Origin of the sequence: Nostoc sp. 106C, from assembly GCF_002154725.1 — a bacterium.
Classification (GTDB): domain Bacteria; phylum Cyanobacteriota; class Cyanobacteriia; order Cyanobacteriales; family Nostocaceae; genus Aulosira.
Genome location: NZ_MTAW01000087.1, coordinates 52,709 through 78,902, shown reverse-complemented (window position 1 = coordinate 78,902; position 26,194 = coordinate 52,709). Strand labels below are relative to the sequence as shown.

The window sequence follows — 26,194 nt, the reverse complement described above, 5'->3', positions numbered from 1 at the left end:
TCAATGCTATTGCTGGCACTTTACCCCTGCTGAGATTTTAGAATGCAATGCCTAAAATTTTCAAAGCATCTTTCTCCACGTAGCTAAGCTGTGCCTCAATTTGAGCTTTTTCTCGTTTCCATACTAGAAGCGTTTATCAATCAATCAATATCCGTACTAAAAAAAATGACTTAACTGAGCGATTAGACTCAAAGCTATTTTTTCCTATCTTCTCCTCCTACTTTCGTTTTTATGTTGTCCATCCCCAACTGCATCATCCGTAAAATCCGCAGTGGTGAAACGTAAAAAGACTCCCCAATTTCTTGTCTCCTTAGTTTTTTATAAAAACGAGCTTCAACGATTTGTCGTTCTTGATTTGGCAACTTTGCGATTGCTTCCCGAACATTTCTAGCAAGCTCTCTAATCTCATTAACTTCCTGTTGGCCAGCTTCCTCAAAACCAAGGGGGGTATGTGTCTCTTCAGTAGAGAGAACAGTTTCATAAATGGCTTCTCGAATCAGTTGTTTATCTTCCAATGCATCAGCATCATCATCGGAAGACTTTTTGAGGGTATACCATTCGTACCGATGTTGCAACTCATTCCGAATGGCCCACCTAATGGCAGTAGCTAAATATGTATACTTATACTCTTGATCGGGATTGGAGGTCAGCAAAACATGTACTGCTATGGCACCAATATTGACTAGCTCACTGTAATCTACCAAGTGCTTTGGCAAGCGAGTGTATTCCAACTGCGCTACTCTTTCGATTAGCTCGACGTAGTCATTTACTGTTTTTTGTTCTTTTTGAATATCAGATGAAGAAGTAGAAATTTTATCATTCATTTCTCTAAAGTCAAAAATATGTGTGAACGGCAGGTAGTGTTAAGTTAAATTAAAAGCCTGTAAGTCAAACAAAATAGAAACATAAATTCTCTTAATCTTGGTAAGGACAACTTGGATTAAAGTAACCCTATCTGCCCAGCAACTGTAGAAAATGTAATCTGCCTAGTCGCTCTCCAGCCATAACCATTTTATTATCTGGTGCAATGACGCAGCAGTTTATCTCGTTTTCTCCGTGGAAACTAGTAATCATCCTCCCAGTAGACAGATCCCAAACTTTTAAAGTTTGGTCATCTGAACAAGAAATCGCTTGCTTGTTATCTGAGGTTATAGCCACTGCATTGACCCACTCACCGTGAGCAGAGAGAGTGAATAGTGCTTTTCCCGTCTCTAAGCTCCAAACCCTAAGAGTTTTGTCATCTGAACCAGAGATTGCCTGCTTGCCGTCAGTAGTCACAACTACTGTATTCACACAGTCGCTATGGCCAGACAGAGTGAATAGTGTTTCTCCAGTTTCCAAACTCCAGACCTTAAGCGTTTTGTCGTCTGAACCAGAAATTACATGCTTGCCATCTGGAGTCACGGCTACCGTGCCTACACCAGCATCATGTCCACTGAGGGTGAATAGTGTTTCTCCAGTTTCCAAACTCCAAACTCTCAAAGTTTGATCCCACGATGCAGAAATTGCTCGTTTGCCGTCTGGCGTTACAACTACTGCGCTCACCCCTCTACTATGACCATTGAGGGTAAATAGCGTCTCTTGTGTTTCTAAATTCCAAACTCGAAGTGTTTTGTCCCATGAGGCAGAAATCGCTCGTTTACTGTCGGGAGTTATGGTTACTGCACTTATCCAATCACTATGACCAATAAGACTAAATAGCGTTTTGCCAGTTTCTAGCTCCCAAACTCGAAGCGTTGTATCCCATGAGGCAGAAATTGCTCGTTTACCATCAGAAGTTACAACAATCCCATTTATCCCTGCACTATGACCAGTGAAGGTCAACAGCGTCTCTTGTGTCTCCAAATTCCAAACTCGAAGTGTTTTGTCCCATGAGGCAGAAATTGCTTGTTTACCATCAGAAGTTATGGTTAGTGTACTTATCCAATCACTATGACCAGTAATGATGAATAGTGTTTCGCCAGTTTCCAAACTCCAAACTCGAAGTGTTTTGTCATCTGAACCGGAAATCGCCCGCTTGCCATCTGGAGCCACCACTACAGCCTTCACACAGTCAGTATGACCAGAGAGGGTGAGCAGTGTTTCTTGAGTTTCCAAACTCCAAACTCGAAGTGTTTTATCATCGGAACCAGAAATCACTTTCTTGCCGTCTGAGAATAAAGCAATAGTATTTACCCCAGCGTTGTGACCAGAAAGTGTGAATAAAGTTTCACCAGTTTCTAAGTTCCAGACTCTAAGCGTTTTATCATCAGAACCGGAAATTGCCTGTTTACCATTTGGGGTCACAACTATTGCATTTACCCTTGCAGTATGACCAATAAGGGTTAATAGTACTTCCCTTTTTTCTAAACTCCATAGTATAAGGGTTTTATCCCATGAAGCTGAAATAGCCCATCTGTTATCTGGGGTTAAAGCGACAGCATTTATCCAGTCAGTATGACCAGAGAGGGTGAGCAGTGTTTCTTGAGTTTCCAAACTCCAAACTCGAAGTGTTTTATCATCGGAACCAGAAATCACTTTCTTGCCGTCTGAGAATAAAGCAATAGTATTTACCCCAGCGTTGTGACCAGAAAGTGTGAATAAAGTTTCACCAGTTTCTAAGTTCCAGACTCTAAGCGTTTTATCATCAGAACCGGAAATTGCCTGTTTACCATTTGGGGTCACAACTAGCGTATTGATTGTGTCGTCATGACCAGTAAGTGTGCGTAGCAAATATCCTCTAGGAGGAATTAAGCTTGGTGTTAACGGACATAGCCATGCATGATTCCGCAGCTTAGCTTGAGCCATTAATGCCTGTATCTGGGGAGTTTTATAAGCCAGTAGTCGCCCTAGTAACTGTCCGGCTAACTGTCCAGTAACTTGTGCCTTTTCTAGATCGGAAGCTAATATATGTGATGACAACCGGACGGTATCTTGAATTAATATCAAGGTGTTTAAGCTTTCCCAAGAAATGAGACTGTGAAGATTTCTGACTAGATCATAATCTTCTATCAATGGTTGTGCTCCCAGGATAAAAACCTTGGCTTCTATAAAATAGAAGTTGGTCAGCAATTGGTACAATCGCTCTGTATGAAATACATCTACTGCCTTAGCTAGATGCTGTGCTAAGTCATGCAGAGCGGCTCGTTGTTTGTCTGACGGCATTTTATTCAAACATGTGTACAAATCACTCATCCCCAAATAGCCCCTCCCACAAGCGGTCAGCAATCATGGCATTAATGTTCTTAATATCAATCCCAACTGCCTGAACAATGTCTTTGCGATGCAGGAAATCCTGGAAGCTAGAGTGATATATGCTGTAGCAAGTTTGGTCGTCGATAGGTTGCTCGTGCAAGAACTGCTCCCATTCGTCAAGAACATTCTGTACGGTAAGTTGATCCTCGCTAGCGTATTCAGAAATTAAGCGACGTGATACGGCTTGCCGAATTTCACCTAAAATGTACACGATTTTCAGCTTAGTGCGCGGTAATGGCTTGGCAGCCATACCCATACGTCGCCAGTGATCTTCATAGTAGTTCTCTAGACCTTTAGGTAAACTTTCTATGCTTAAGTCCTGGTAGAAGCCATCCTCAATTTGTGGCAAAACATAACGCAGGTACATGAAGTTATTTTCGCTTTTGTCAGCTAGCTGATTAACGAACTCTTCAACTGTCATCTCCCGCCTATCAATCCACGCCTGTAACTTTGGACGCCTAGTAGCACCCCAAATGTAATTTTGCACATCTTGTCTGCTCTGGTCGCGGTATTCCATCAGCTTGAAGAGGTGCTGCGGTGCGTGAACCACAAAAGGCAGTGTTACTCTTCGTCGCGTCAGCAGGAAGTAGACGCCTTGAGGGAGGGAGGGGGGCAAGTAAAGGATGTTAGCACCAACGTCTTGGCTGGCTAAGTCCACCTCATCTAAAGCATCAATGGCAATTACTAATTTCCTACTTTCTGCCAGCTTGGGGCTAACTTCATCTAGCAACTGCGCCAAAAAGTTACCATCCCGCGTTGCTTCAGTTGGCAAGGATGGGTATGGTAAATCGTAGCGGTTGATGAGTTGCTTGCACACACTTTCCAAGAATTGGGAAGCACGGTTAATGCTTTGCAATCGCACGTTAAAATGCGCTATACAGTCGTGTTCTTGAACATATTTGGCTAGTATTGCGCTTTTTCCTACACCGGGATCTGCTTCTATAGTGAAATAGCCGTTGAGTTGACTGTTGATAAATTCTGCGATCGCGCTGAATACATATACTCGTCCAACAAAACCCTCTGTCTTATCAGCAATAAGGGACTGAAACTGATGAAGTGGAGAAGAAGGGAGTACAAAATTTGAATTAGGGATATTGGCAGATTCGATTCGCCATTCGTAGTGTGCAACTGCAATATCAAGTGCAAAACGAAATGGTCTATCGGTTTGGTTAAGTTGTTCGCGACCAGCAGCAATTGCCCGCTCAAATGGCAGAATCCCATCTTCTGTTCGCCCCACTCCTTCTGGAAAATTCTTGGGTAGGCTTTTACTATAAGCAAAACCAGTACATTCAATCGCTATGTATACATCAGAAACAATTAATTCGCGTAGCTGCTCAACGTCTTCGAGTGGTTTATCTTTAAAGAGTTCCCGTTCACGCCGATTAAAAATGTTCCAATCTCGTAACCCGTGGGTTAATGACACAGCCACCAGCGCATGACCTTCGGTTACAATCAATAGTGGTAGTAAATCATTACCTAAGCATAGCCCACAAAAAAGTGCAGCTAAATCAAGACAAGTTCCTTCACCTGGCTTATCAAGGATTTCTACAGGAGTGCGTATCCGCTGTTTGGCATTTGAAGGATGATATTTTTCTGGAGTATATCGTATATTTTGCTCCACTAAGGCATTGTAGATGGCTTCGACTAGCTGGTAGCGTCCTTGGCTGAGAGCAATATCTACTCGATTTTCGGGTAGTCTAAGGAACTCAACAGCTTTATCACTGACAAAGCTCGCTAGACCTTCGCGGTTATATCTTGACCACTCCCATTCCATCCATCTATTCCTAGTAGCGCTTGTCTGTAAATTGGTCTTAATTAATTTTACTTAATGTACAGCAAGTTTAATTCACTACTTCAAACAAGTCTTGAACAGGTATTGGAGCCGAGGGGCCAGCCTTGCGTGTCCGCACCTCTAACCGATACAACCCTGGGGTGAGAGCATCGATTGTAAGCACCCATCGATGTTCCTGTTGATGAAATTCAAAGCTCAATGGCTCGTCACTCCCTACTCTGGTGATAGTAGCTTTTAGCACTCCAGGGTCTTCCCTCAAGTTAATAATCTTAGCACGCAGTTCAACTGGCTCACTTGCAAGATATAAATCATCAAGATTGAGATTGATAGCTGGGCGTTGGGCTACCTCATGATTAGGTTCCGGACCTCGAATTGGTTTGTGTAGAATTTGCATCTGTTTAAGGCGTTCGCGCAAATCACTCAAAACTTGCGGGCTACTCTGTAAACAGCTGTGCCTCTGTGCGATATATGTTTCTCGATACTCTTGGTCGAGTTCAATGGGAATTGCTGATAAGCGGGGTACGGTTCCATCCCCTTCGCCTAGAGAAAAATCAATTTCATTCGGCAATTCATAGCTTGCTATTAGTTTTCCTTCAGAAAGCTCAACAGATTGGAGAGTATCCTGACGAAAACCAACAACTGGTATTATTTTATAACCTGATTTTAAGTATTGAGCATTATTCTGGTGCTGATGTACAGCAGTTTCAATTTCTCGATGGAACGCTAACGCTTGCTCGGCTCGCTTTTGATCGATGTTAGGAATTCCGTCTGTTTCTGCAACTCGCTGGTACTTACCACGAACGTTGACCATCTCGTAAATTGGCATTAATTGATACACAGAAGTATATGAGCGTACTACCTCTGTTAGCTCAAGAAATATTTGTTTGTATCCATTAGCTACAAAGTTGACTGCATCAATGGCTCCCCTATGAGGAGTTCCAAAGGTTACTAAAGCTCGACAGTCTTGCCACCCTTCTAATACTTCTAAATAATAACGGGCAATTAAACCTCCCATACTGTGAGCTAATATAATTACTTTTGCATCTTTTATACCAGTGTGTTCTCGCCACTGCGGTAAGCGTTGGTCAATTAGCTTTTTTAATTTTCGAGCAGCAACTCTGTTATCACGCCGCCAGTCGTAGGGGAACTCAAAAAAGTTAGCTGGAACGTCATCATCCACAGTTGCTTTAATTACTTGAAAGTAGTCCGTAATTAAACGTGAGAGAACTGAGTAATCGTCAGTTTTGGTCAGTCCTGCGATTAGACGAGGAACTGTTATCAAGCGGGTCGCCTGGATTCCATCGCCTATGTCGTCCACATCGGGATCATCCCCCTCCACCTTAAGTTGCTGTAAAGATGAAGACCCTAAGCTAGTTAACGCAGCTCCTGCTACCCGAGCAGTAGCCCATAAATCCTTACCATCTTTTTCTAAAACACTACCCATAATGCCAGGTATCAGTACAACGATATCTCGCATCCTTTCTTTTGGCATAACTTTCTCCTTTGTACTTGCCTTCCTTATTTTCCTTGAAGCAAATAAAGGCGAAACTGGCTTAGACCCAATTTTAAATTAAAAAATACTATTAAAGGGATGCTTTTTAAATATAAAAAGCTTATTGTTTTATATTTGATATGCTTTTGCTATGTGAGGTGTTCTGCTTAAGAAATTTTTTGTTGATAGAGGATCGCTATGGCACTAATGATCTGTGTCGTTTATAAGAATTGACATTCATTTTTCGAGATTTATTAAAAGGTAGTTGTATTTTGTTGGCAGAATGGAACTGCCTTTTACTATGAAAACAATTAAGCAAGTTGGCGTTGCACAGAAGCAGACTTTTCCTGTGGCGCCAAACCATAAAGTTCATTCCTTCCCCGAATCAGGGCACCATTTAACAATTCCCTGACATACCCAAAAGTGGCAGTGGCATTCGTTAAGTTGCCTAACAGAAGGATTAAGTGTCGGTCGCCCTAACGAATCAATGGCGATCGCCCAGCAAGGATGCTGCTTTTGATTTAAGGACAGCAAAATACTTTCCCCACATCCTCCAGGGCAACGAAAACAAGCCCATTTCTGATATTCAGCATCACCAACGACTAAAATCTCCCCTGGTTTTATATTCTCAGGTGCAGGATGTGTTGGAACTATCCGTGCTGATAAGTCTGGCTGACGAATAAAACGCAGCCAGATTAATAGTTGTCTGATTACACCACGAAAAAACATCCTTTACTCCACCAGATTGAGAAAAGGCACAACATCCCCTCTGCCCCACCACTGGACACCGACTGTCCCGCAAACTGGGCAATTGGGATTAGAGATTGCTGCTGGTTTACGGTCAGTCGTCAGATGGAATTTACGAACCCTGTGAGATGCTGCACCATCCTCACCACGGAAACCCTGAAGGCGGTGAACAAGTTCCTGTATTGCCATAATTGCAACCTCTGTTGTAAATAAAACAACGGCAGGGCTGGGGTTTCCTTCTCCAATAACGTAGGCTTCTGCCTTGCGGCGTTCGTACTCATCAGGATTACTTCGTTTTAACGCTTCATCCCGTGCAGCAACAGGATTTATAACTTCACGACACAATAGACAGGTATGTCCTGGCGCAGGTGCAAGCACCGTGACCCGACCATCTAAAGCCTGAAAATTGGGCGTTTCCTCTTGAGAAACCTCAATTGCTAAACCCATATCAAACACAGGTGTTGCATAGTAGTAGGCAAACCGATTCAGCATTAGGCGACCCGTGTGGTCATCAGTGCAACAAAAAATTACGTCGCACGCTTTTAGGGGATCGCGGCAGTCTGCTTCTCCAATCCAAGCTTGATATGTTCTCACTTGAACACCAAGTCCAAGTTCCACAAGTGACCTGGCAACAACTTCAACTTTGGGACTCATAGCATCAGCATCTGGCTGACGCGTACCGTGTAGCCGATTTAAATTCGTATCTTCAACAATGTCTTTATCGAAAAGTGCAATGTTGCGAAAACCCATCTTTGGCAGCAACATGGCGATCGCACTTCCTGTACCACCGCAACCAACAACCCCAACACGCAACATCGATAAGTCTTGATTGAGGGCCTCCCCAAAAGCTAAAGCCTGCCTCTGGAATGCTGGAGGAGAAACCCCCAGCCCTCGGTTTGGATAATGCAAACGGATTTTCTGCCCAATAACACGAATCATCCGCAAGAAAATAACTTCCTGCGAACTAACCAAGATGCGACCAATCAAATTTCCATCTGGTGTTAAAATCACACTCAAAATCTGTGTATCTGAGCCGTTGCGGTTTTGTGCCAGTTGAATTAAGTCTGGTTCGTTAGTATCATCCTGGATAGAGAATTCTCCCAAACCTTCTGGGTGGCTGTGGAAAACAGCTAACGTCAGGTTCTTTGCTTGTGCCACTTGCAATGCCCGAACAAAAGAATCTGTTTTCCAGGTAATGTGTTTGGCAGAGAAAGAAACAATTTCATCCTCTGGCACTGGTATTACTTCATATGAAATGAATTTTTGGTGCGGCTGTCCATCCCAAGGGTCCGTATTTATAACGGCCTTTCCACACAGGACATAGGCTGCTCGCTCTTTCCCATCTGTGGTTAATAGCAATTCCCGCAGGGAATTTAAGTGTTGCTCTTGCAATGTCAAGCTTGCAGAAATCAAGCAGCCACCTCCAAAGCATTTTCAATCCGTTTGAGCATTGTCCATATGCCATCTGTACCAGGTCGCCACTCATTGTTATGTCTCGACCATCGTTGCCATTTCTGACTATTAAATTGGTGTGCTTGGTCAGCTGCTTTTGGATATTTTGCACCTTGTACTAACTTTACCCACGGCATCAGGTAAAACATATCGGGGGGTGCATCTGGATATCCGCTCGGCAAGAGAATTAAGATATCTGCCTGTTCGGTATCAAAACGACCAGGTGGTAACTGAAATTCCCGTAAAATGACACCCTTTTGACTGGCATCTACCACTTCTTCAAAAGGTAAACCCCTGTTTTCCAGGTATTGGCGATCGTTTGGGGGTAAAAAGCTCATTACTTAACCCTCCGTTGTAGTCTTTTTACCAGTGAAGAATCGCTCAACTCCTGGTGCTTGTAAATCGACAGATTCGTTATCAGCAATTGGACGGTCTTCTGCACCACGTACTTCCAGCCAAACTCCATAGGATTTAGGGTCTACACCTGCAAGTTCCTTCAGCTTTAACCCTGTGATAACTGGCGCGCCCCACTCAAATCGCCGACCGTCGATAACAAAACGGAAAGAGCGATCGCTACGCCAAGTAATGAACCGCTCGATACCAGGCTTTCTAAGTTCAACCGTTTCATCAAGGCGGATTTCTTCCAACTGACCGTTATGTAGCACTTGGAAGATGAGGTACTCATCCACGGGTCTCTTGCTTGCTTCATCAAGCAGCTGCCCTCCTGTAATCACGGGGTCGTCTACTTTGTAACTTCGGTCATCAATCCGCACCAAGTAGTGTTTTGCAAGCGGAGGTTGTACAGCCCCGTGCTGCTTGACCCACGCTTCCAATTCGATCTCCTCAACCACAATATTGTTAGTCATAGTTTCAGTTGCAAATTTGACTTTCAATTTCACTTGTGAAATTTCATCCATTATATTGCACACTTGATTTAAAATTGCAAGAGTGAAATTGGAGGTAAAATGGCAAAAGGACAGTTTGATGTTGAAGCCTTTTACGCAGCATTGGACAGTCAGAGGCTGTCTAAGCGTTTGACTTGGAAACAAGTTGCCGAAAAATCTGGCGTTAGTGCGTCCACTTTGACTCGGATCGCGCAAGGTAGACGACCAGATGTAGACAGTATGGCAGCTCTGTTAGCATGGTCTGGGCTGAACGCAGACTCCTTCATCAAGCGCGAACAAGATATTCCAACCGAATCCGAACCACTTGCTAAAATTACGGCATATTTGCGTGCAGACCCCCATTTAACGCCAGAAGCTGCATCTGCAATGGAAGCCGTCATCAAAGCTGCTTACGAGAAACTTCGCAAGGATCAATAAGATGACATTACGCTGTGGTTTGAGGAAGGAGGTAAATGCTTATGCCAAATAAGGCGCAGTTCCGTCGTGGCTTTAAGAAGGAGGCAAGTGCTTATTCCAGGGAGTTTCGGGCAGAGCTTGGTCTCAAACCACATGATCCCTTATGCCCTTGGCAGCTTGCTGAACATTTAGCAATTCCTATTGTTCCTCTGTCGGAATTTCAAAATAAAATTCCTGACGAGGTTCGCTATCTCACAGAAAAAGACACAAAAAGTTTTTCTGCGATAACAGTGTTTTATGGCACACAAAGAATAATTGTTCACAATGACGCTCACAGCCTTCTACGTCAGGCTTCCAATGTCTCTCACGAGTTAAGTCATGGCATCCTTCAACACCAGCCAGATGAAGTCTTCAACGAATGCGGATGCCGGAATTTTAATCAAGAATATGAAGATGAAGCAAACTGGTTAGGCCCAGCACTTTTAATTTCAGAAGAAGCTGCCCTCCATATTGTTAAAACCGCAATGACAATAGATGAGGCTGTTGAATATTACCGTGCTAGCAAGGAAGTGATAAATATGCGTATTAATGTTACTGGAGCGAGAAAAAGAATTTCTTCTCGTTGGAGAGCTAGTTGAATTAGCTTAAGTGCAAAAATTAATAAAATCCTGGTAATCATCAATTAAAAAATTTATATAAAATAAAAAATTAATAATACTGTCATCTATATTCATGAACTTGGTCGAGTAAGCCTTATTGATTTTTAGCCTGCCATATTTGACAGGCTGTAATAGATTCAGATTCTAGTCAATTTTAACTAGCAATTAACGCTATTTCTGGTGAAAATAATTTGTGATTTTCAATTGCATATTTATAACTAAACAATCCATTGTTTGATAAGAAAAATTTCTCTTCACTACCTGATATCTTGAGTACGGTGATAACGCATGGTGATTGAATATTGTTATTGCGAATGAATTTCCTTGCAGTTGTACAAGTTTTTTCTTGATGGTTTTGTTGATAGCAACTAAAGCTTGTAACCTTTGATAGCAAAACTTTTCCGCGTAATCTGCGTCTTAAATTGTATCTACCTAGTTTTTGTCGAATGCGTTTTGGCATTTTGCACTCTCCTTAATAATTGTGCGTGGTTTTTATATCGTTTGAGTTGAATTTCAAGCTGACGGGCTTCTTGTTTACTTGATGTCTTCCATACGTAAACAATTTTGAATTCGATGCCGCGTTTTATCGCAGCACGAGTAAATGCTGCGCCAGATCCTTGTAGATGCTGCTGAAATCTTTTCTTGAGATTCGCGCATGAACCTAAGTAGTAACGAGCTTGATGTTTCTCGTTTCCAAGCGGACGAGATAGCTCAATCATGTAGCAGCAAGGAATTGAGGGTATCTTTCCTGACAATTCCATATATGCTTTTTTGGGATTATTTTGAAAACTGAGGCGTTAGCTGATTGTGGTGGTTTACGTAGTTACGCAGTTGAGTCTTTCTTGTTCTTGTACCCAACTAATTACATTTGATTTACTAATGCTTACAGGCTTATCCTCACCTGCAATAAATACTTGAAACCAGCCAGTTTCTAGCTCATAGTAGTCAATAATTAAACCTGCTTCTCTGGCTGTTTTGAGAGCTAATACTTCCTGGGTCAACAATCTTTCAATTCTTAACTGTTCTTCTGGGAAAAGCTGCTTCCAAGCTTCATCTTTAACAGCCAGATGCCTATATATAGCACTTCTAATTTGATAATAACTGGTAGCTGATTTGAGTTTTTCTGCCAGCATTAATACTTCTTCCTCAACTGGCTGCTGTTCTGTAGTGTTACTAGTGCTGGTTTGTTCGTTTTGTTTTAGTCTGGGATTAACTTCTAGAGCTTTTTCTCTCTCTGTTGGGGATGTTTCTAATTGTGGAAGCATACTCGACTCAACCACTTTAGATTCAGCAGTCTCTTCCTGTGGCTGCTCTTTTTCTTGGGATTTGATTTTGGCGTGATAATCTGCGATCGCTTGGTCTTCAATCAATTCCTATGTGATTACTCCTGTTTGGTGGTCTTCTTGCCCAGAGTAACGCACACAATTAATTCGCGGTTAAAATAATCATTTATTATCCGCCAGACCTAAAGGCAAGTAACCAAATTTTGCTTTCTTTTAGCCAGACGTGGAGGCGATCGCTCTTTGCTGATTTTACTTAACCCGCTTAAAGACAGCATTTCATTGACAAAAACCGATATATTCTTAAAATTGCAAGAAATTGGTAAAAATAGGCAGTTTTGCCAATTTTGGCAATTAATCTGATAACTGGTATTACATTCTAGATGTTCCCTAACTTGCATTCCTACAGCATATGCAAGCAATGGGGGTACCGAATTTCCGATTTCTCTTTGGGCGTGGAGTGTTGCCTCACTGAAATTAAACCAATCGGGGTAGCTGTGCAAACGAGCAGCTTCTCTAACTGAGATAACCCGTGGTTGTACTGGATGCAGGGGACGTAATGCGGTGCGGTTGCCACTCCCGGCTCTTAACGTTACGCAGAATCCATCCCATTGCAGCTTTTTTGATTTGGATTTAGCTTCTCTCGCACCTGGGGGAGTGTTGATGAATTGCTGAATTACTTCTGGTGTATGTGTTGTCGCTGTGAATCCCGTTCTAATGTTAGTTACTATACCAAGATTTGGGAATATTTTTTCAAGATACTTAGCATATTCTCCCTTCACCCAATCTGGATGCCATTCTTGAGTGTTTTGCTTGGGGAGTAGGGGGACTGGCAACAAGTCCGCGATCGCATCTCTAACTGTATGTTGAGGTTGATGCTCCGGCGGTATAATTTCTCCAAACTTAGATGCAACAAAAAACACCCTTTTTCTAGCTTGCGGAACCCCGTAATCTGAAGCGTTCAGGTTCCATTTGCTAAGGAAATAATGTTCTTCTAGCACTGCTTGGAGGTTCGCAGTAATGCAGCCAAACTTCTGATTTTCAATCCCCGGCACATTCTCCATGATTGCCGCAAGGGGATTGAGTTCCAACACCAGCCGTACAAACTCCCCTACCAACGAGTTTCTCTCATCTTCAACATTTTGCAGTCCGGCAACGCTAAATCCTTGGCATGGTGGCCCACCAAAAACTGTATGAATTTCCCCGTCCCAATTTATGTACTTCGCCTGAATATGGGCGCGTATTTCTTCACCCGTCACCTCCCGAATGTCTTTGCACAAAACTGTGGCGTGGGGGAAATTATGTTGGTATGTTGCTAGGGCGATGGGATTGTTATCAATGGCGATCGCGATTTCAAATCCTGCTGCTTTAAATCCCAAGTCAAATCCACCCACCCCGGAGAATAGGCTAACAGCTATTTTTTTGTTTGCTGCTGTTGAGTTCATCGAGATTCTAATTAATGTTAACTTCTTGCACTTGGCTTTTAACACATGTCAATTACAATCGGAGTTCTGCCTGACTTTCAAATCTGCCAGCCATCTGTCTAAGCGACTATTACTAACTGTTTCTTCTATTAGTGGGTAATCTGTAGTGAAGACTTTATATACTCCTCCTGACTCCATCTCATAAAAGTTGACAATCAATCCTTCACGCTTGGCATTACTAAGCTTTTTGATTGCCTCTGGAAGCATCTGCCATACAGATTTCCTTTCCGAATCCGAGAGGAGGCTCCAAGCTTCTTCTTTAGCTTGTTGATATTGCCATAGTCCTCGGCGCACTGAGGAATAATCTGAAGCTTTCCGCAATATGTCTGCGAGGACTTCTGCATCAGTTGCTGGGACTTCATTTGTACCGAATATCCCAGCCAATGTACTTTCTACTACCTGAATCTCATCTTCTTCAAAGTCAATGTTTGACTCTTCAGGTTCTTCCAGGTATTCTTCGCAGTCATATTCTTCTGTATCCCTTTGCCACAAGGTTTCAAGTTCTCGCTGCATTACCTCAAGGTTTATTGGGTTGACGATATTTTCATCGTTGGCAGGAATCAATTCTTCTATGGTGTCAGTAAGTTGTTCACAAGGGATTAGTTCTTCAAAAGAGCCGATTTCATTCTTGGCTATTTCAGCTTGATGCTTTTCATATAAATCAGCGATCGCCATTCTGACAATTCTCTGCGGTGACAATCCCAATTCCTCTATTAACTTCTCGGTAAACACTCCTGTTTGGTAGTCATCCTCCATAATTTTGCCGAAGGTGTAATATCTATTTCCATCTGGTGTTGCTCGCCAGTTGCCATCTTTTTTTTCTTGATTCATGGCTTTGAGAAACAATCTTCTTTTCTCAATCAGTTCTAACACTAATCCACAAGTCAATCCACCAATAGGAATATCTTTCAATTCATCAATTAGGATTTTGTAGTTATGGGAACATAACCGAAGTAGTACCGATATTGGTAAAACCGCTAAATGTTCCGGACAACTGATAAATGCTTGAAAATTCTCGGCAATTCGGAGCGATCGCCTTTCCTCAGCACTGCCCTTGTCCCAGCCGTACTCTTCTAACAGTGCGCGATACTCTTTTTTAGTGTAAGTCTGCTTGTACTCATAGAGTAGGAAAGCCGTGTGGAGGTACTCTAGGTTACTTTGCTCTATGTGGGTGGTAGGATTGGAGTCTATCCGATGCTTCTCGACGTATAATTTATTTGCAAAAGTTGTTGTAGTCATGACATTTTTCTGCGCTATAATGCGCGGTTTTATCTTTAAGACCAAGTTTCCTAATTCGACTAGTTAAATAAGTCAGGCCGCTTTTTCCCAATTTTTTGATGACGATTTGGAGATAGCAGCCAAAGCATAGCCCAAGGTGTGCTTGTGAATTTTGGGCATTTTGTGAAACGACATATCTTGACCCCAATCTTGGACTGATTTGGTGCCAATATGTAATACTTGCGTGAGAGTTTTGACACAAGTTGCGCGAAAATTGGCGTGGGAAACAGTTTGCAGTATTTGCTGTTCAGTTAACCCTTCAAGGAATATTCTTTCTAGAAAGGTTTGAGCATCTACTTCCGGTGCGTTGTATTCTCCTCTCAAGATGCTTTTTAGCTGGTTTGGTATGATTTCGGCCGCGTGAATGTAAGCAAGTGAAATTTTGCAGTAGTTGGGTGTTCCGTCAAAATTGAGATCGCTTCCCCACTTGCGAACTGTTGGTCTTTGTACCCCTAAGACTGCACATAGTACAGTGATACATTTTTTGCGGTATTGCGAATCTGTTTCTTCTTCGAGAAGTTCTGGGGGGCTGAGTTCAGCGATATCAAAACAGTGGCGTAGAAATTGCCTTGGTTCTAAGCCTTCTTTGGGTAAGTTTTTGAAGATTTCGCAGTATTTCATATTGGACTCGTGCAGAAATTTTGATTGAAACAGGTGTTTTTCTGCCATCTCGACTTTTTTGTGCTTTTGATTGAAGAATACCAAATCAACTAATTATGTATGTGTTTTATTTACATTTCGTAACCATTTAGCAGTGTAAAAATGTTTTTACACTGCTAAATGGTTACGTTTGTTAACGTTTTTGCATATAAAGGCTTCAAATATGCTTTGTGGTTCCGATAAACTGAAGTAACATGAGTAAACAACAGCCCGAACAAAACCCAAAGCTACCTCCGAAGCGCGGTCGTCCTGTAGACGCAGAAAAAGACCGCGTGACAGTCCATATTAATGTTGATATGCGGAGTCAAATTGAGAAGTTAATACCTGACATGGGTAAAAGCTTGTCAATGGTAGTTAGGAACTTAGTAAATTTGGGTTTAGAGCTTGTTGGTTTATCTCAAAAGGGACTTACTGCTCCTCGGTCAGGTAATTTAGAGGAGTGGCTTGCGAGTTATACGTCTTTGGGAACTGAGCTGCTTATAGCCTGTGAAACTTTAAATTTATCAGCTCCAAAATCAGGACAAATAGCTATTTGGCTTTTAGACAAAATGGCTTTTGGGTCAAATGACCCTCAAATCATTAATGAAGAAGATACTGGTACAAAGCTTTTAGAAAGAATTCGTTTAGGAAAGAAATTACAAACATTTAGCCTTGAACAAGGCATAAAATTACCTGAAAATGAGGAATTTGCTACTTGGTTGGGGCAGCTATATACTAATGCTGTTATTGGGCAAGAGTTTGTAGCTGCTTGTCAGACGCTGGGTTTGCAGTTACCAGAGACAGGAAAACTACAGGAATGGTTACAAGATTTGGTGGAGCGATCGCGCAGCGTCTCCGCAGTAGAATCGCAATTATCAAACGAGTTATTAGAAGAATGCGATCGACTGGGGATAGATCCGCCAAAACCTGGTGAGGTTGTAGCGTGGCTACAAAATACCCGCCCTGCGGTATTTGAGCAGTCAATGCACGAACATAGGTTACCTTTTACGGATGATGGTTTGCCTTTAGGGGGGTCGCAACCTTTTTTGGAGCATTTACTTACACTAAATGCACCGCCAACTGAAGATGAGGAGTACGACATTGCTCATAGGTTTGGTGTAGACCCAGCGCATCTTAAGGATTTGATATCCCGCATGAGGTTTGACAAAAACGGACAGACCAATAATTGTCATTAATTTGCTGAGGGCATAAATGCATGGATGCCATTGAAGATTCTTCTGCGTTATGGGCTTTACTATGCAAGCCTGGATGGGAAATTAAACCCAATCCAGTAAAGCATCTACTCAAAATTAAAGCTCCTGACTACCAGGAAGCATTAATGCTTTATAACAACTATCGAAAATTTCTAGCAATGTGGGCGGCATCCCTCGATTGTACCTGTGCTTTGATTGGAATTCAGGGGATGCGTGGGTCTGCATTCAAAATTCTTGCAGCAACGCCAGCATCGCAGCAGAAGTTATATGAAGACTTGATTTTTGCAAGCCTACGAAAGTCGGTTAGTTGTGATTCAGAAAGACTAGTTAATCGGAAATTTGAGAATGATATCAGCAAGTATTCAGGGTTTTACATTGCTGAAACTTGTTTACACCCTGAGCTTAGACCAATTGTTGATGAAATATTCTCAAATCCAGACAAGAAACTTGCCTTAACGCGAATGTCTGACAATTTGCAATTGATCGTGTCTGCATCAGCAGCACGGGCTATGAGTTCTGACTCCCAAGATGTGGTGCGTCGCCGAACGACTGATTTTTGGCACGCTAGAGACTACGAATGTTTTTTGCGGATGTTCAAGCAAGATGGGGGAGCGGGGTTTGAAATTACTTACCAAGCAACAACCAATCTCCCAAAAATTAATCCTTTGGCAGCGTGGGCGCGGTTTACTACAAGCTATCGGTTTTTTGAAATTGATGTTGGCGATCGCACAGAAGTGTACCGTCTGGGCGAAGGTAAAGATATCACCCTAATCAGTCGTCCCAAGGTTATTTCATAATATAGCGAGGTTTTATGGCAGTAAGATTCCTAGAAAATAAGGGCAGTGGCAATATCTTAGAAATTAGTCGAGCTAGGCTTTTAGAACTTACCCCCAATGTTTATCCCCTCACTTGGGAAGCGATTCTTTCAGGTAATGGTGACAGTGCAGCTATCTTGGGTGCAGGTTTTGCCGAACGTGAAGTTTTTTTTGGTTTTGAGGGAGTTGACTTAACGCGCTACCAACTTCCGACAATCGATTGTTACGACATTGCTCCTAACCCACCAGAAAAGTTTTTAGCTTTACGCAGCCAATATCCAAACCTACAGTTAAATTATTTTTGCGATTGCAATCTAGCAGAACTAGAACTGACAAAACTTTACGCTCGAAATAGCCTGCGGCTAGTTTCGGTTCATGGAGTATTAGATTACTTACAACCACATACGGTTACAACAACATTACTTGATATCGTGAAGGTGCAGCCAGAGGCAATATCGATAAGACTATTTTTAATGGGCAACCCGTGGTCGCGGAATTTTACGAGTATAGAGCAACTAGCGATGGAATTAAATTCAATAGAAATTACTACAAGTGGCTTAATCGAGTCGATTGATTTTGATATATTTTGTCGTACAGGTGTTGTGCAATTAAATATTTTAGACCAGGATAAAATAGAACATAATTTGTTACCAAGTTACGGCGCGTCTCATGTCATGCCAGATAAACTAGTTGGTTATTTCAATACTCAAGGGTATCAGCTTGTTGCAACTGATGTGTACTCACTTTCAAGTCAAGATTTACAAGGGTATGAGTCGCAGAATCACAACAGTAATAAAGATGTATTTTTAGATAATCCACATGGAATGTTGTTATTTTTTAAACGATAAAATACTCATTTGAATCGAGCTAATCAACGAAAATGAATCCATTGCTGCTCCATTACCACCTTCACAAGTGTCAAAATCGTTGGGTATGAGGTGAACCATCCCTAGGTTGGCATTTTTGATATCTACTGCGGCGATCATTGCTATCAGTTCTTGAGCAACAAACTGAAATGCCAGCTAGGAATTTGTTGAATATGTTCGGAAACTGTTGCAGTTATGACGTTGGTTTCTTCCAGCAACGTTGTGGAAGAAACTAAGTTAGCGTTACTTGATTTAATTGACTAAAGGGCGATCGCGTACATTTCGTCTATAACGGAGTGCAATCGCCTCCGGCTGGCAGGTACACCATTGCAAATTGATGTACTTTCGCAACAAGATAGTTTATCTATTCTGTATTGTTCTTATTATTGGCATTGCGTCTTTTCGCTTGGCGAGTTTTTACGGTAGCACGCAGCGCCTTAAGTTTATAGGGGTCAGCATCCTTTCGCCAGGATAACTGATACCCTTGAAGTGTTGCACAGTGGTCTGCCAAACATTTGAGCCAACCAGAGCGATGACTAATGTTACGCCAATTATCCAGTAGCCCCCAGTCCTCTTCTTGGCAAGTTAACTTGGCAAACTTCTCGTAAAGCGGATAGTCAGGGGTAACTAAAGCATCTTTTTGGTGCAACACTGGGGGGTCGTCATCAGTATCATAGTCTCGATAACTGACATGCAAATCACGCAGGTCAATTTCCATACTCGTGTGTAATCCCGGATGGGGGTCAGTATCAAAGTCAGGGTAAAATAAATAAGAAATTTTTGGTTTTTTGGTATGGAATTTAATTACATTGGCTTCATCTAAGCGCCCTATAGTACGACTAGCGCAACCTTCGTAAAGGCGCAGTAGCGGATCGAGGGCTTGTAGGGCCGATATGTGAACCCAGAGAGAATTGGGTAATTTTTTCCCAATTTGGCTATTTTGGCAACGTTCTACAATAATTTCAGAATTGCCCAAGCTGTGCAGCATCTGATCAGCATTGAGCCAAGCTTGTTTGTACGTACCAAATAAGGCTAAGATATCCTCTTGCGCTGACGGCGCTAATTCTCCTAATTTTGGGCGACGGCTGAATTGACAAAGCGCCAAATAAACCAGCAAATCTTGACGGCGTTTTTCAGTAATTGCCTCCCATTCTTGTGGGTCTGTCGCTTGCAAAATTACTTGGAAAGCACGCCGTAAACTGCCAAATTCTGCATTTATGTCAGCGTCTTGTGACAGTTCGCCTTTACTTGGCAAGCGACCGCGTTCGGTAACAAAAGACATCAGAGGAGTGAGTAGTTCTTGATAGTCCTCAAATCGCTTGACGTGAGAACGAACTCTGGGTGTAGTAGCACGAGAACGAAAGCGGGAAGCACGAAATAACTGAGCTTGAGCTTCATCTCGAAAAACGAAGTAAACACCCAAAGCTACAGGAATGGCATCAACACCAAGAACTTGGTCGATGTAGATTTTTAGTTCTTCTTGCTCGTAATATTTCTGGAAGGTGTTGCGGGTCGTAACTACCCCATCGCCGTAAGCGATTGTACCTTTATTGGTATCCGCAAGGGTGACTTGGGCAGCGACAAGCAAAACTTTACGAGTAAGTTCCCAGGCTTTGACTAATGCTTCTCGGCGATCGCCCGTGTCTTCGATAACATTAATCACATAACCAAGATTAACGATATCAGCAGTTGTTCTGGGAGTATCTGGTAAGTAATAAGGGTCCCATCCTGTGCTGGTATAGCCTTGTTGTGCGATGCGAGTAACATCACCGCCATGTCCACAACCATAATCAAAAAAAGTTGTGTCTGGTGTAAATAAGCCAGCTTCTAAAGCTGTGCGTACAGGACGTGAAAAGTCATTGCGAACAATTGCTGCTTTATGACGATCTATCTGGCGCGATGGCGATTCACCAGTACTGCTTGCTGCTTGGTATTGGATGAGACAATGACCTTGCAGTTCTACATTATAGGCTCTTAAACGTTCTTCCCATCCTCGGCGTGTACCAATACTTCTGGAATTATTCAGTAAACCCAACGCTTCTTGAGCGCGGGTAAGTTCTGCGAACTGTTGGTAAAGTGGATATTCGGGTGTTACAAAAGTTTCTTTACGGTGGAGAATAAAGGGATTACTTGAAGTGCCGTAGTCGCGGTGTGTGACTTGTAGGGTTTCCAAGTCAACTTGGATGCTGGCTTGTAATGCTGGATGTGGATCGGTGTCGAAGTCGGGATAGAACAGGTACGAAATCTTGAGTTTACTAGTGCTAAATTTTACAATTGTTGCGTTTTGAGCTTGGGTAGTAGCACTTCTGGCGCAGCTTTCATATTGTTGCAGCAAGTCTTCAAGAGCGTGCAGTGCCCAAACATGGACATAAAAAGCATCAGGTAGATTTTTCCCAACCGGACTACGTTTGCAAGCCCGAGCAATTATGTTCAAATCATATCTATTAGATAGCTGTGGCTCCGATGTATCACAGGTTGCCTGAATTGTGTTAAAACTGTTATCGCTTGAAGCCATAGCGCTCATTAGTGGAGAGGTACTGTCAGCAAAATTACTCAAGCATGAGTGGAGATTGCAATTTTCCCATAATAATTAGGATTTTAATCACTTTTGAACTATGGTTTATTAACTTATAAAACTGAAAATTATGGGAAAGCAAATTGCCCTAAATTTAAATGGCGATATAAAAAAAACAATTCATGTTAACCCAGTTTTTGCCCGCCATGAAACCTTTCACCCTCGCTACGGCTGGATTAAGAAAGGTTTTGACGCTGCAAGAGATGATTCGGGTATCTTCTTGCGCGAGGAGGCTCCTGTGCGGCTAGGTGTTGGGAAAAACATGGCAAGTGCTATTCGCTACTGGTGTCATGCGTTTAAGGTGTTGGAAAAGGATGCCCCTTCTGAGTTTGGTGTTCAACTTTTAGGAGAAAATGGTTGGGACCCTTTTCTAGAAGACCCAGCAACACTATGGCTTTTACATTGGAACTTATTGAAGCCAAGCTGTAATGCTGCGGCTTGGTATTTCGCCTTTAATCTTTTTCGACAAAATGAATTTACCCAAGAAGAGTTATTCAATGGTTTATGCGACTACAGAGATAGCATTGCACCTCGCATTGCTGAGTCTTCTTTAAAGAAAGATATCACTTGTATTTTACGAATGTATGTTGAGCAAGGAAGTACAAAAACAGGTGTGAGTGAAGATAGTTTAGACTGCCCTTTTACTGGTTTGGGAATTATTTATCGAGCAGGCGACTCAAGACATTATATATTCCGTGTTGGTGAGAAAGGAAATTTACCAGCAGAAATGATTGTGGCAGCTTGTCTTGAGTATGCTAGTTTGGTTGGGCGCGAACAAAGAACTATTTCCGTTGCTCGTTTAATTTACGATATTGGCAGTCCAGGAATGGTATTTAAGCTTGCAGAAAATGCTGTATACAACGCTATCGAACAAGTAACAAGAAGTTGTAATTCAATAATGCTTTCTGATGCTGCTGGTTTAATTCAATTTTCATATATAGAGGAGCCATCGGCTTTAGCTCTAGATATCTTAGACAAGTATTACCAAGGGGCAGTTGGTGGAACAAAATGACAAATAAATCTTTATCAGAATATTTTAGTCTCCAGCGTCGCTATTTTCGTTCCATCAATGTTGAGCGAGATTTAGAAAAAATTGATGCAATGCTTGGGTATATCCCTACGGAAAGGTCAGTCAATGCTATCAAACGCATATTAGCAGGTATGGGAGGAGTCTCTAGCCACCGAGCTTGGACAATGACCGGCGTATATGGTACAGGTAAATCTGCTTTTGCCCATTTTTTCGTCTCGTTGTGTGCGCCTTCAAACAGCGAGATACGTCAAAAGGCTATGGAAATAGCATCACATAATTTTGGCTCTGACAGTTTTGAATATCTAACTCTTCAAGAAAAGATACCAAAGCAAGGTTTGTTTCGTGCTGTAGCTACCGCCCAAAGAGAGCCGTTAAGTAATACAATTGTGCGAGCATTACTCCGAGGTGCAGAAGTTTTTTGGTCGCCAGCACAGTTAAATAAAATTAGTATTGCTCAAAAACTTTTAGACCTTGATACACAAGTTGCAACGGGAGGAGCTGTAGATAGTCGAGAAATTCCTAGCTTAATCAAGGAATTAGGAAAAGCTGCTAAAACTGATATTTTATTAATTATTGATGAGCTAGGTAAGAATTTAGAATTTGCAGTCCAAAATCGAGGTGTCGAAGATTTATATCTACTACAGCAATTAGCTGAGTTACCTAAGAGAAAAGAATTAAACATATATATTGTCGGGATATTACACCAAGCATTTGCTGAATATGGAGAAAGATTAGCTTCTTTACAACGCAACGAGTGGGCAAAGATTCAAGGAAGATTTGAAGATATTCCGTTTCAAGATTCTCCAACACAAATGACGCGCTTGATTGGTCAAGTAATTGACCGTTCAAAAGCAGAAAAAATTAGTTGTTCAGTCAATAATCTAGCAGCAGAATGGTTGGAGAGTCTGCCAAAAGATATTAAAGATGATTATACACAAGAACTGGTAGAAGATACCTACCCATTACATCCAATTACAGCGTTTGTCTTACCGATGTTATGCACGCGGTATGCTCAAAATGACCGTTCTTTGTTTACTTTTCTTACCAGTGCAGAACCCTTTTCATTTAAAAACTTTCTTGTAGAAACTAAGGTTGAAACGAATGCTTTACCAACTTTAAAGCTGGATTGGGTTTACGATTATTTTATTGAAGCTGTGGGAACAGGTTTAGCATCTCGACCAAATCTCCAGCGCTGGGTAGAAATTCAAAACCTAATCGATGATGCGAAACGCCTAGATGTTGATAGTCTTAGAGTTTTAAAAGCTATTGGTATTTTAAACCTCGTGACGACCACAGGTGCAATGCGAGCCACGCGCACATTAGTAACCTTGGCGATGTGCGACAGTCCCACAGATAGTAATAAAAATCAGTGGGAACAAATAATTGATCGGCTGCTGCAAAAAAATATAATTAACCATCGTCGCCAATTAGATGAGTTGCGAATTTGGCAAGGATCTGATTTTAATGTTGATAGCGAACTAGCGAATTACATCGCTCTAGAGCGAACGCATTTATCCGAACTTCTATCTACCATACGTCCCCTCACGCCAATAGTCGCCCAACGTCATAGTTATCAAACAGGTACAATACGTTATTTTGAGCGCCGCTATCTCGATACTCTACAAGATTTAACTAAGTTGCGTTGTTTAAGCAACGACTGTGATGGTTTGGTTGGTTACTGGGTGGATGAGGCAAAACTAACCGAAGTCCCTGCAAGCACATCTGACGGTAAGCCTTTAATTATATTATCTGCCGCCAACTTAGATATATTACGAATTCGAGCGCGGGAATTTGCAGCACTGAAAAAAATTCAAACTAGCGCACCTGAGTTACAAACCGATGGCGTAGCTAGAAAGGAAGTACGCTTTCGACTGGTACAGGCGGAGCAATTTTTAGACGAAACTCTATCGCAAACTTTTGACGTTACCGTAAATTCTCACGGTTGTTGGGTTCAAGGTAAACAAGAAAATATCACCCGCACAACAGATTTTAATGCCAAATTATCAGATGTCTGCAATGAAGTTTACAACCAAGGGATAACCCTTTGGAATGAGTTAATCAATCGTCGGGAGTTAACTTCTCAAGGTGCTAAGGCCAGACGGGAACTGATCGAGGCGATGTTACAACACCCAGAAGCAGAAAAACTAGGTTTGCAAGGTTACGGGCCCGAAGTCTGCATATATTATTCTGTACTGGGTCAAACGGGAATTCATCGTCAAGAAAGCGGAGATTTTGGATTTTATCCACCAAATGAAACGTCAGGTGTGCAGACAATTTGGCAAGCCATCGATGATTTTTGCTTGCAAGCCAAGGAGAAACCGCAGACTTTAGATAAACTATACCAACTTTTAGAAGCGCCTCCTTACGGGGTTAAACGAGGGGTAATTCCGGTACTGTTGGCGGCGGTTTTATTGTACCACGCTGATGATGTTGGTGTGTATAAGGATGGAACGTTTATCCCGGTTTTGGGAAGCGAACATTTTGAGTTGTTAGTGAAAGACCCTTCCCGGTTTGCGGTTAAATATTTTGAAGTGGTTGGGTTGCGATCGCAAGTTTTCAAAGAACTCGAATTGATATTACGCAAGAAAAATGCGACTGTTACCCCTGGAGTGCGAAATACCACCTTGTTAATGGTGGTGAAGCCATTGTTTCAATTCGTCAAAAAATTACCAGCTTACACCACTAAAACTAAGCGCCTCAGCAGTGAAGCATTCGCTGTATTGCAAACTTTACAGCAAGCACAGGAACCAGATGAGTTGCTGTTCAATTCGTTACCCATAGCCTGCGGATTATCGCCAATTGTTGTAGGAGTAGAAGATGATGGCACAATTGCAAAAACCTTAACAAAAAAGCTGATTTCAGCACTTAGCGAGATTCAAACTGCCTACGACCGTTTGTTGAGTGACTGTCAAAAGCTTCTTCATAATGCTTTTTCTATACGGAGTAGTGAGGAAAAACTGCGGCAAGATTTGCGGGTGAGAGCGAGTTATTTAACAGGTCAAGTTTTAGAACGCCGCATGAAAAGTTTTGTTATGGGGGCGGCAGACGAAACCGCAACTGACTCCGAATGGTTAGAAGCCCTAGTAATGATTGTTGCTGATAAACCAGCTTCGGTATGGACGGATGAGGATGTAACAAATTTTGAACTAAAACTTTCGGAAGTTGCTCGACGCTTTATAAATCTGGAAGCTTTGCAGAAAGATGTTCAAAGCCGTAGCAATGAGGGTTTTGAGGCACGTAAAATTACTGTAACGCGCCCTGATGGACAAGAAACTAAATCTCTGGTTTGGTTTAACCATGAAAATCAAGTTCAAATTGATAACGTAGTAGACGAACTTTTGGGAATATTAGATAAGTACGATAATCCGCAAATACGTCAGGCTGTTGTCGCTAAATTGACGGAGCGCGTGCTGGAACTTACCGTTAGTGATAATCTTTCTCAAATTAGGGGTAAACGTCACGGGCAAGAACATGAACAAAAAACCAGTTAGGCATATTTTGGGTTTATCAGGGGGTAAAGATAGCACCGCTTTAGCAGTTTTGATGCGTCAAAAGTATCCGGAAATACAAATGGAATACTTCTTCTGTGACACCCACAAGGAACTTCCAGAAACATACGAGTATCTAGACCGCATCAAAGCCCGTTTGGGTATTAAAATCGAAAAACTCGAAGCAGAGCGTGGATTTGACCACTGGCTTGATGTCTACGGCGGGGTACTTCCCTCGCCAAAGATGCGCTGGTGTACCAAGCAGATGAAAATACTTCCTCTAGAAAAGTTTATTGGCGACGACGAAGCCATTAGCTACATCGGCATTCGTGCTGATGAAAATCGAGAAGGGTATATTTCTACTAAACCTAATATTAAACCAGTTTTTCCCTTCAAAGAACATGGGCTGGTAAAAGCAGACATTATCCGCATATTAGAAGAAAGTGGGATTGGGCTACCAAAATACTATAATTGGCGAAGCCGTTCCGGTTGCTTCTTTTGCTTTTTCCAACGCAAATATGAATGGGTGATGCTTGCAGAGAACCACCGAGATTTGTTTGAAAAAGCAGTTAAATACGAGCAAGAACATAAAGACGGTAGGGAATACACTTGGACTCAAGGTGAAACTTTACTAGAACTTTTGGAGCGTAAAGATGAAATTATTAACGAACATGAAAAGGCAATGGCTAAGAAGGAAAAAGAAGCGCCAAATCGACCATTAGCAGATGTTTTAGCTTCTGTTTTAGACGAGGAAGATGATGATTTGCCTTGCTTGGCTTGTCATTTATAGTTTGTAAATGTTCCATAAATAAATTCGCAAGCTTAAATCATATGATAAATCTCAGATA

The 26,194-nt window shown here is 42.0% G+C and carries 24 protein-coding genes; 8 read left to right on the top strand and 16 right to left on the bottom strand.

Annotated elements, in window-relative coordinates; genetic code table 11:
• Positions 1-194 precede the first annotated feature (194 nt).
• From BV375_RS09820 to BV375_RS09785, 8 genes are all read right to left on the bottom strand, one after another.
• A complete protein-coding gene (locus BV375_RS09820; protein WP_086759871.1) occupies positions 195-824 on the bottom strand; it encodes a sigma-70 family RNA polymerase sigma factor in 630 nt (209 codons plus the stop codon).
• 127 nt (positions 825-951) lie between these two features.
• Entirely contained in the window at positions 952-3,144 is a 2,193-nt protein-coding gene (locus BV375_RS09815; RefSeq protein ID WP_208099094.1) for a WD40 repeat domain-containing protein, read from the bottom strand.
• Positions 3,145-3,166: 22 nt separating this feature from the next.
• On the bottom strand, positions 3,167-5,008 hold the full coding sequence (locus BV375_RS09810) for an ATP-binding protein (protein ID WP_086759868.1): 1,842 nt from the start codon (positions 5,006-5,008) through the stop codon (positions 3,167-3,169).
• A gap of 67 nt (positions 5,009-5,075) precedes the next feature.
• Positions 5,076-6,518: a lecithin--cholesterol acyltransferase gene (locus BV375_RS09805; protein ID WP_208099093.1), complete on the bottom strand. Its 1,443-nt coding sequence runs from the start codon at positions 6,516-6,518 to the stop codon at positions 5,076-5,078.
• 369 nt (positions 6,519-6,887) lie between these two features.
• Positions 6,888-7,247 (bottom strand): DUF6527 family protein, encoded by a 360-nt coding sequence (locus BV375_RS09800; protein ID WP_086759867.1) that lies wholly within the window; start codon positions 7,245-7,247, stop codon positions 6,888-6,890.
• 3 nt (positions 7,248-7,250) lie between these two features.
• The gene (locus BV375_RS09795) at positions 7,251-8,678 is read right to left on the bottom strand and encodes a ThiF family adenylyltransferase (RefSeq protein ID WP_086759866.1); all 1,428 of its coding nucleotides are present in this window, start codon (positions 8,676-8,678) and stop codon (positions 7,251-7,253) included.
• On the bottom strand, positions 8,675-9,055 hold the full coding sequence (locus BV375_RS09790) for an E2/UBC family protein (protein ID WP_086759864.1): 381 nt from the start codon (positions 9,053-9,055) through the stop codon (positions 8,675-8,677). Before BV375_RS09790 ends, BV375_RS09795 begins: the two co-directional genes overlap by 4 nt.
• Before the next feature lie 3 nt (positions 9,056-9,058).
• Positions 9,059-9,583 carry a multiubiquitin domain-containing protein gene (locus BV375_RS09785; protein ID WP_243713895.1) on the bottom strand — a complete coding sequence of 175 codons (525 nt, stop codon included), beginning with the start codon at positions 9,581-9,583 and terminating at the stop codon, positions 9,059-9,061.
• A gap of 99 nt (positions 9,584-9,682) precedes the next feature.
• Between BV375_RS09785 and BV375_RS09780 the strand changes: the two genes are divergently transcribed.
• Both BV375_RS09780 and BV375_RS09775 read left to right on the top strand, forming a co-directional pair.
• Positions 9,683-10,039 carry a helix-turn-helix transcriptional regulator gene (locus tag BV375_RS09780; protein WP_086759859.1) on the top strand — a complete coding sequence of 119 codons (357 nt, stop codon included), beginning with the start codon at positions 9,683-9,685 and terminating at the stop codon, positions 10,037-10,039.
• 41 nt (positions 10,040-10,080) lie between these two features.
• On the top strand, positions 10,081-10,656 hold the full coding sequence (locus BV375_RS09775) for an ImmA/IrrE family metallo-endopeptidase (protein ID WP_086759857.1): 576 nt from the start codon (positions 10,081-10,083) through the stop codon (positions 10,654-10,656).
• A gap of 175 nt (positions 10,657-10,831) precedes the next feature.
• Here BV375_RS09775 and BV375_RS35885 read toward each other — a convergent pair whose 3' ends face one another.
• The 6 genes from BV375_RS35885 to BV375_RS09750 form a co-directional block, all read right to left on the bottom strand.
• A complete protein-coding gene (locus tag BV375_RS35885; RefSeq protein ID WP_143842041.1) occupies positions 10,832-11,137 on the bottom strand; it encodes a DUF3155 domain-containing protein in 306 nt (101 codons plus the stop codon).
• Entirely contained in the window at positions 11,106-11,396 is a 291-nt protein-coding gene (locus tag BV375_RS09770) for a GIY-YIG nuclease family protein (RefSeq protein WP_086759856.1), read from the bottom strand. Before BV375_RS09770 ends, BV375_RS35885 begins: the two co-directional genes overlap by 32 nt.
• Before the next feature lie 96 nt (positions 11,397-11,492).
• Entirely contained in the window at positions 11,493-12,047 is a 555-nt protein-coding gene (locus BV375_RS09765; RefSeq protein WP_243713894.1) for a hypothetical protein, read from the bottom strand.
• 95 nt (positions 12,048-12,142) lie between these two features.
• Positions 12,143-13,402, bottom strand: coding sequence for a DNA cytosine methyltransferase (locus tag BV375_RS09760; RefSeq protein WP_086759854.1), 1,260 nt, complete (start codon positions 13,400-13,402; stop codon positions 12,143-12,145).
• Positions 13,403-13,450: 48 nt separating this feature from the next.
• A complete protein-coding gene (locus tag BV375_RS09755; protein ID WP_086759852.1) occupies positions 13,451-14,680 on the bottom strand; it encodes a hypothetical protein in 1,230 nt (409 codons plus the stop codon).
• A gap of 72 nt (positions 14,681-14,752) precedes the next feature.
• Positions 14,753-15,340: a hypothetical protein gene (locus BV375_RS09750; protein ID WP_086759934.1), complete on the bottom strand. Its 588-nt coding sequence runs from the start codon at positions 15,338-15,340 to the stop codon at positions 14,753-14,755.
• Positions 15,341-15,573: 233 nt separating this feature from the next.
• On the opposite strand from BV375_RS09750, the gene BV375_RS09745 reads away from it, so the two are divergent.
• Genes BV375_RS09745 through BV375_RS09735 form a run of 3 tightly spaced genes read left to right on the top strand, consistent with a single transcriptional unit; the run spans position 15,574 to position 18,235 of the window.
• Positions 15,574-16,554, top strand: a complete 981-nt coding sequence (locus BV375_RS09745) for a hypothetical protein (protein WP_243713893.1) — start codon at positions 15,574-15,576, stop codon at positions 16,552-16,554.
• Between the two features lie 20 nt (positions 16,555-16,574).
• The gene (locus BV375_RS09740) at positions 16,575-17,369 is read left to right on the top strand and encodes a hypothetical protein (protein ID WP_086759850.1); all 795 of its coding nucleotides are present in this window, start codon (positions 16,575-16,577) and stop codon (positions 17,367-17,369) included.
• A gap of 14 nt (positions 17,370-17,383) precedes the next feature.
• A complete protein-coding gene (locus tag BV375_RS09735; RefSeq protein ID WP_086759848.1) occupies positions 17,384-18,235 on the top strand; it encodes a hypothetical protein in 852 nt (283 codons plus the stop codon).
• On the opposite strand, the gene BV375_RS36720 is transcribed toward BV375_RS09735, so the two are convergent.
• Positions 18,218-18,373, bottom strand: a complete 156-nt coding sequence (locus tag BV375_RS36720) for a hypothetical protein (protein ID WP_166507418.1) — start codon at positions 18,371-18,373, stop codon at positions 18,218-18,220. The genes BV375_RS09735 and BV375_RS36720 overlap by 18 nt on opposite strands.
• Before the next feature lie 244 nt (positions 18,374-18,617).
• Complete coding sequence (locus tag BV375_RS09730) at positions 18,618-20,768, bottom strand: DNA phosphorothioation-associated putative methyltransferase (RefSeq protein ID WP_166507417.1); 2,151 nt, start codon at positions 20,766-20,768, stop codon at positions 18,618-18,620.
• A 130-nt stretch (positions 20,769-20,898) separates the two neighbouring features.
• On the opposite strand from BV375_RS09730, the gene BV375_RS09725 reads away from it, so the two are divergent.
• From BV375_RS09725 to BV375_RS09715, 3 genes are read left to right on the top strand one after another with little or no spacing between them, the layout of a single operon-like run.
• Complete coding sequence (locus BV375_RS09725) at positions 20,899-21,840, top strand: DUF4007 family protein (protein ID WP_086759844.1); 942 nt, start codon at positions 20,899-20,901, stop codon at positions 21,838-21,840.
• A complete protein-coding gene (locus tag BV375_RS09720) occupies positions 21,837-25,349 on the top strand; it encodes a hypothetical protein (protein ID WP_086759843.1) in 3,513 nt (1,170 codons plus the stop codon). Before BV375_RS09725 ends, BV375_RS09720 begins: the two co-directional genes overlap by 4 nt.
• A complete protein-coding gene (locus tag BV375_RS09715; RefSeq protein ID WP_086759841.1) occupies positions 25,330-26,136 on the top strand; it encodes a phosphoadenosine phosphosulfate reductase family protein in 807 nt (268 codons plus the stop codon). Before BV375_RS09720 ends, BV375_RS09715 begins: the two co-directional genes overlap by 20 nt.
• Positions 26,137-26,194 lie beyond the last annotated feature (58 nt).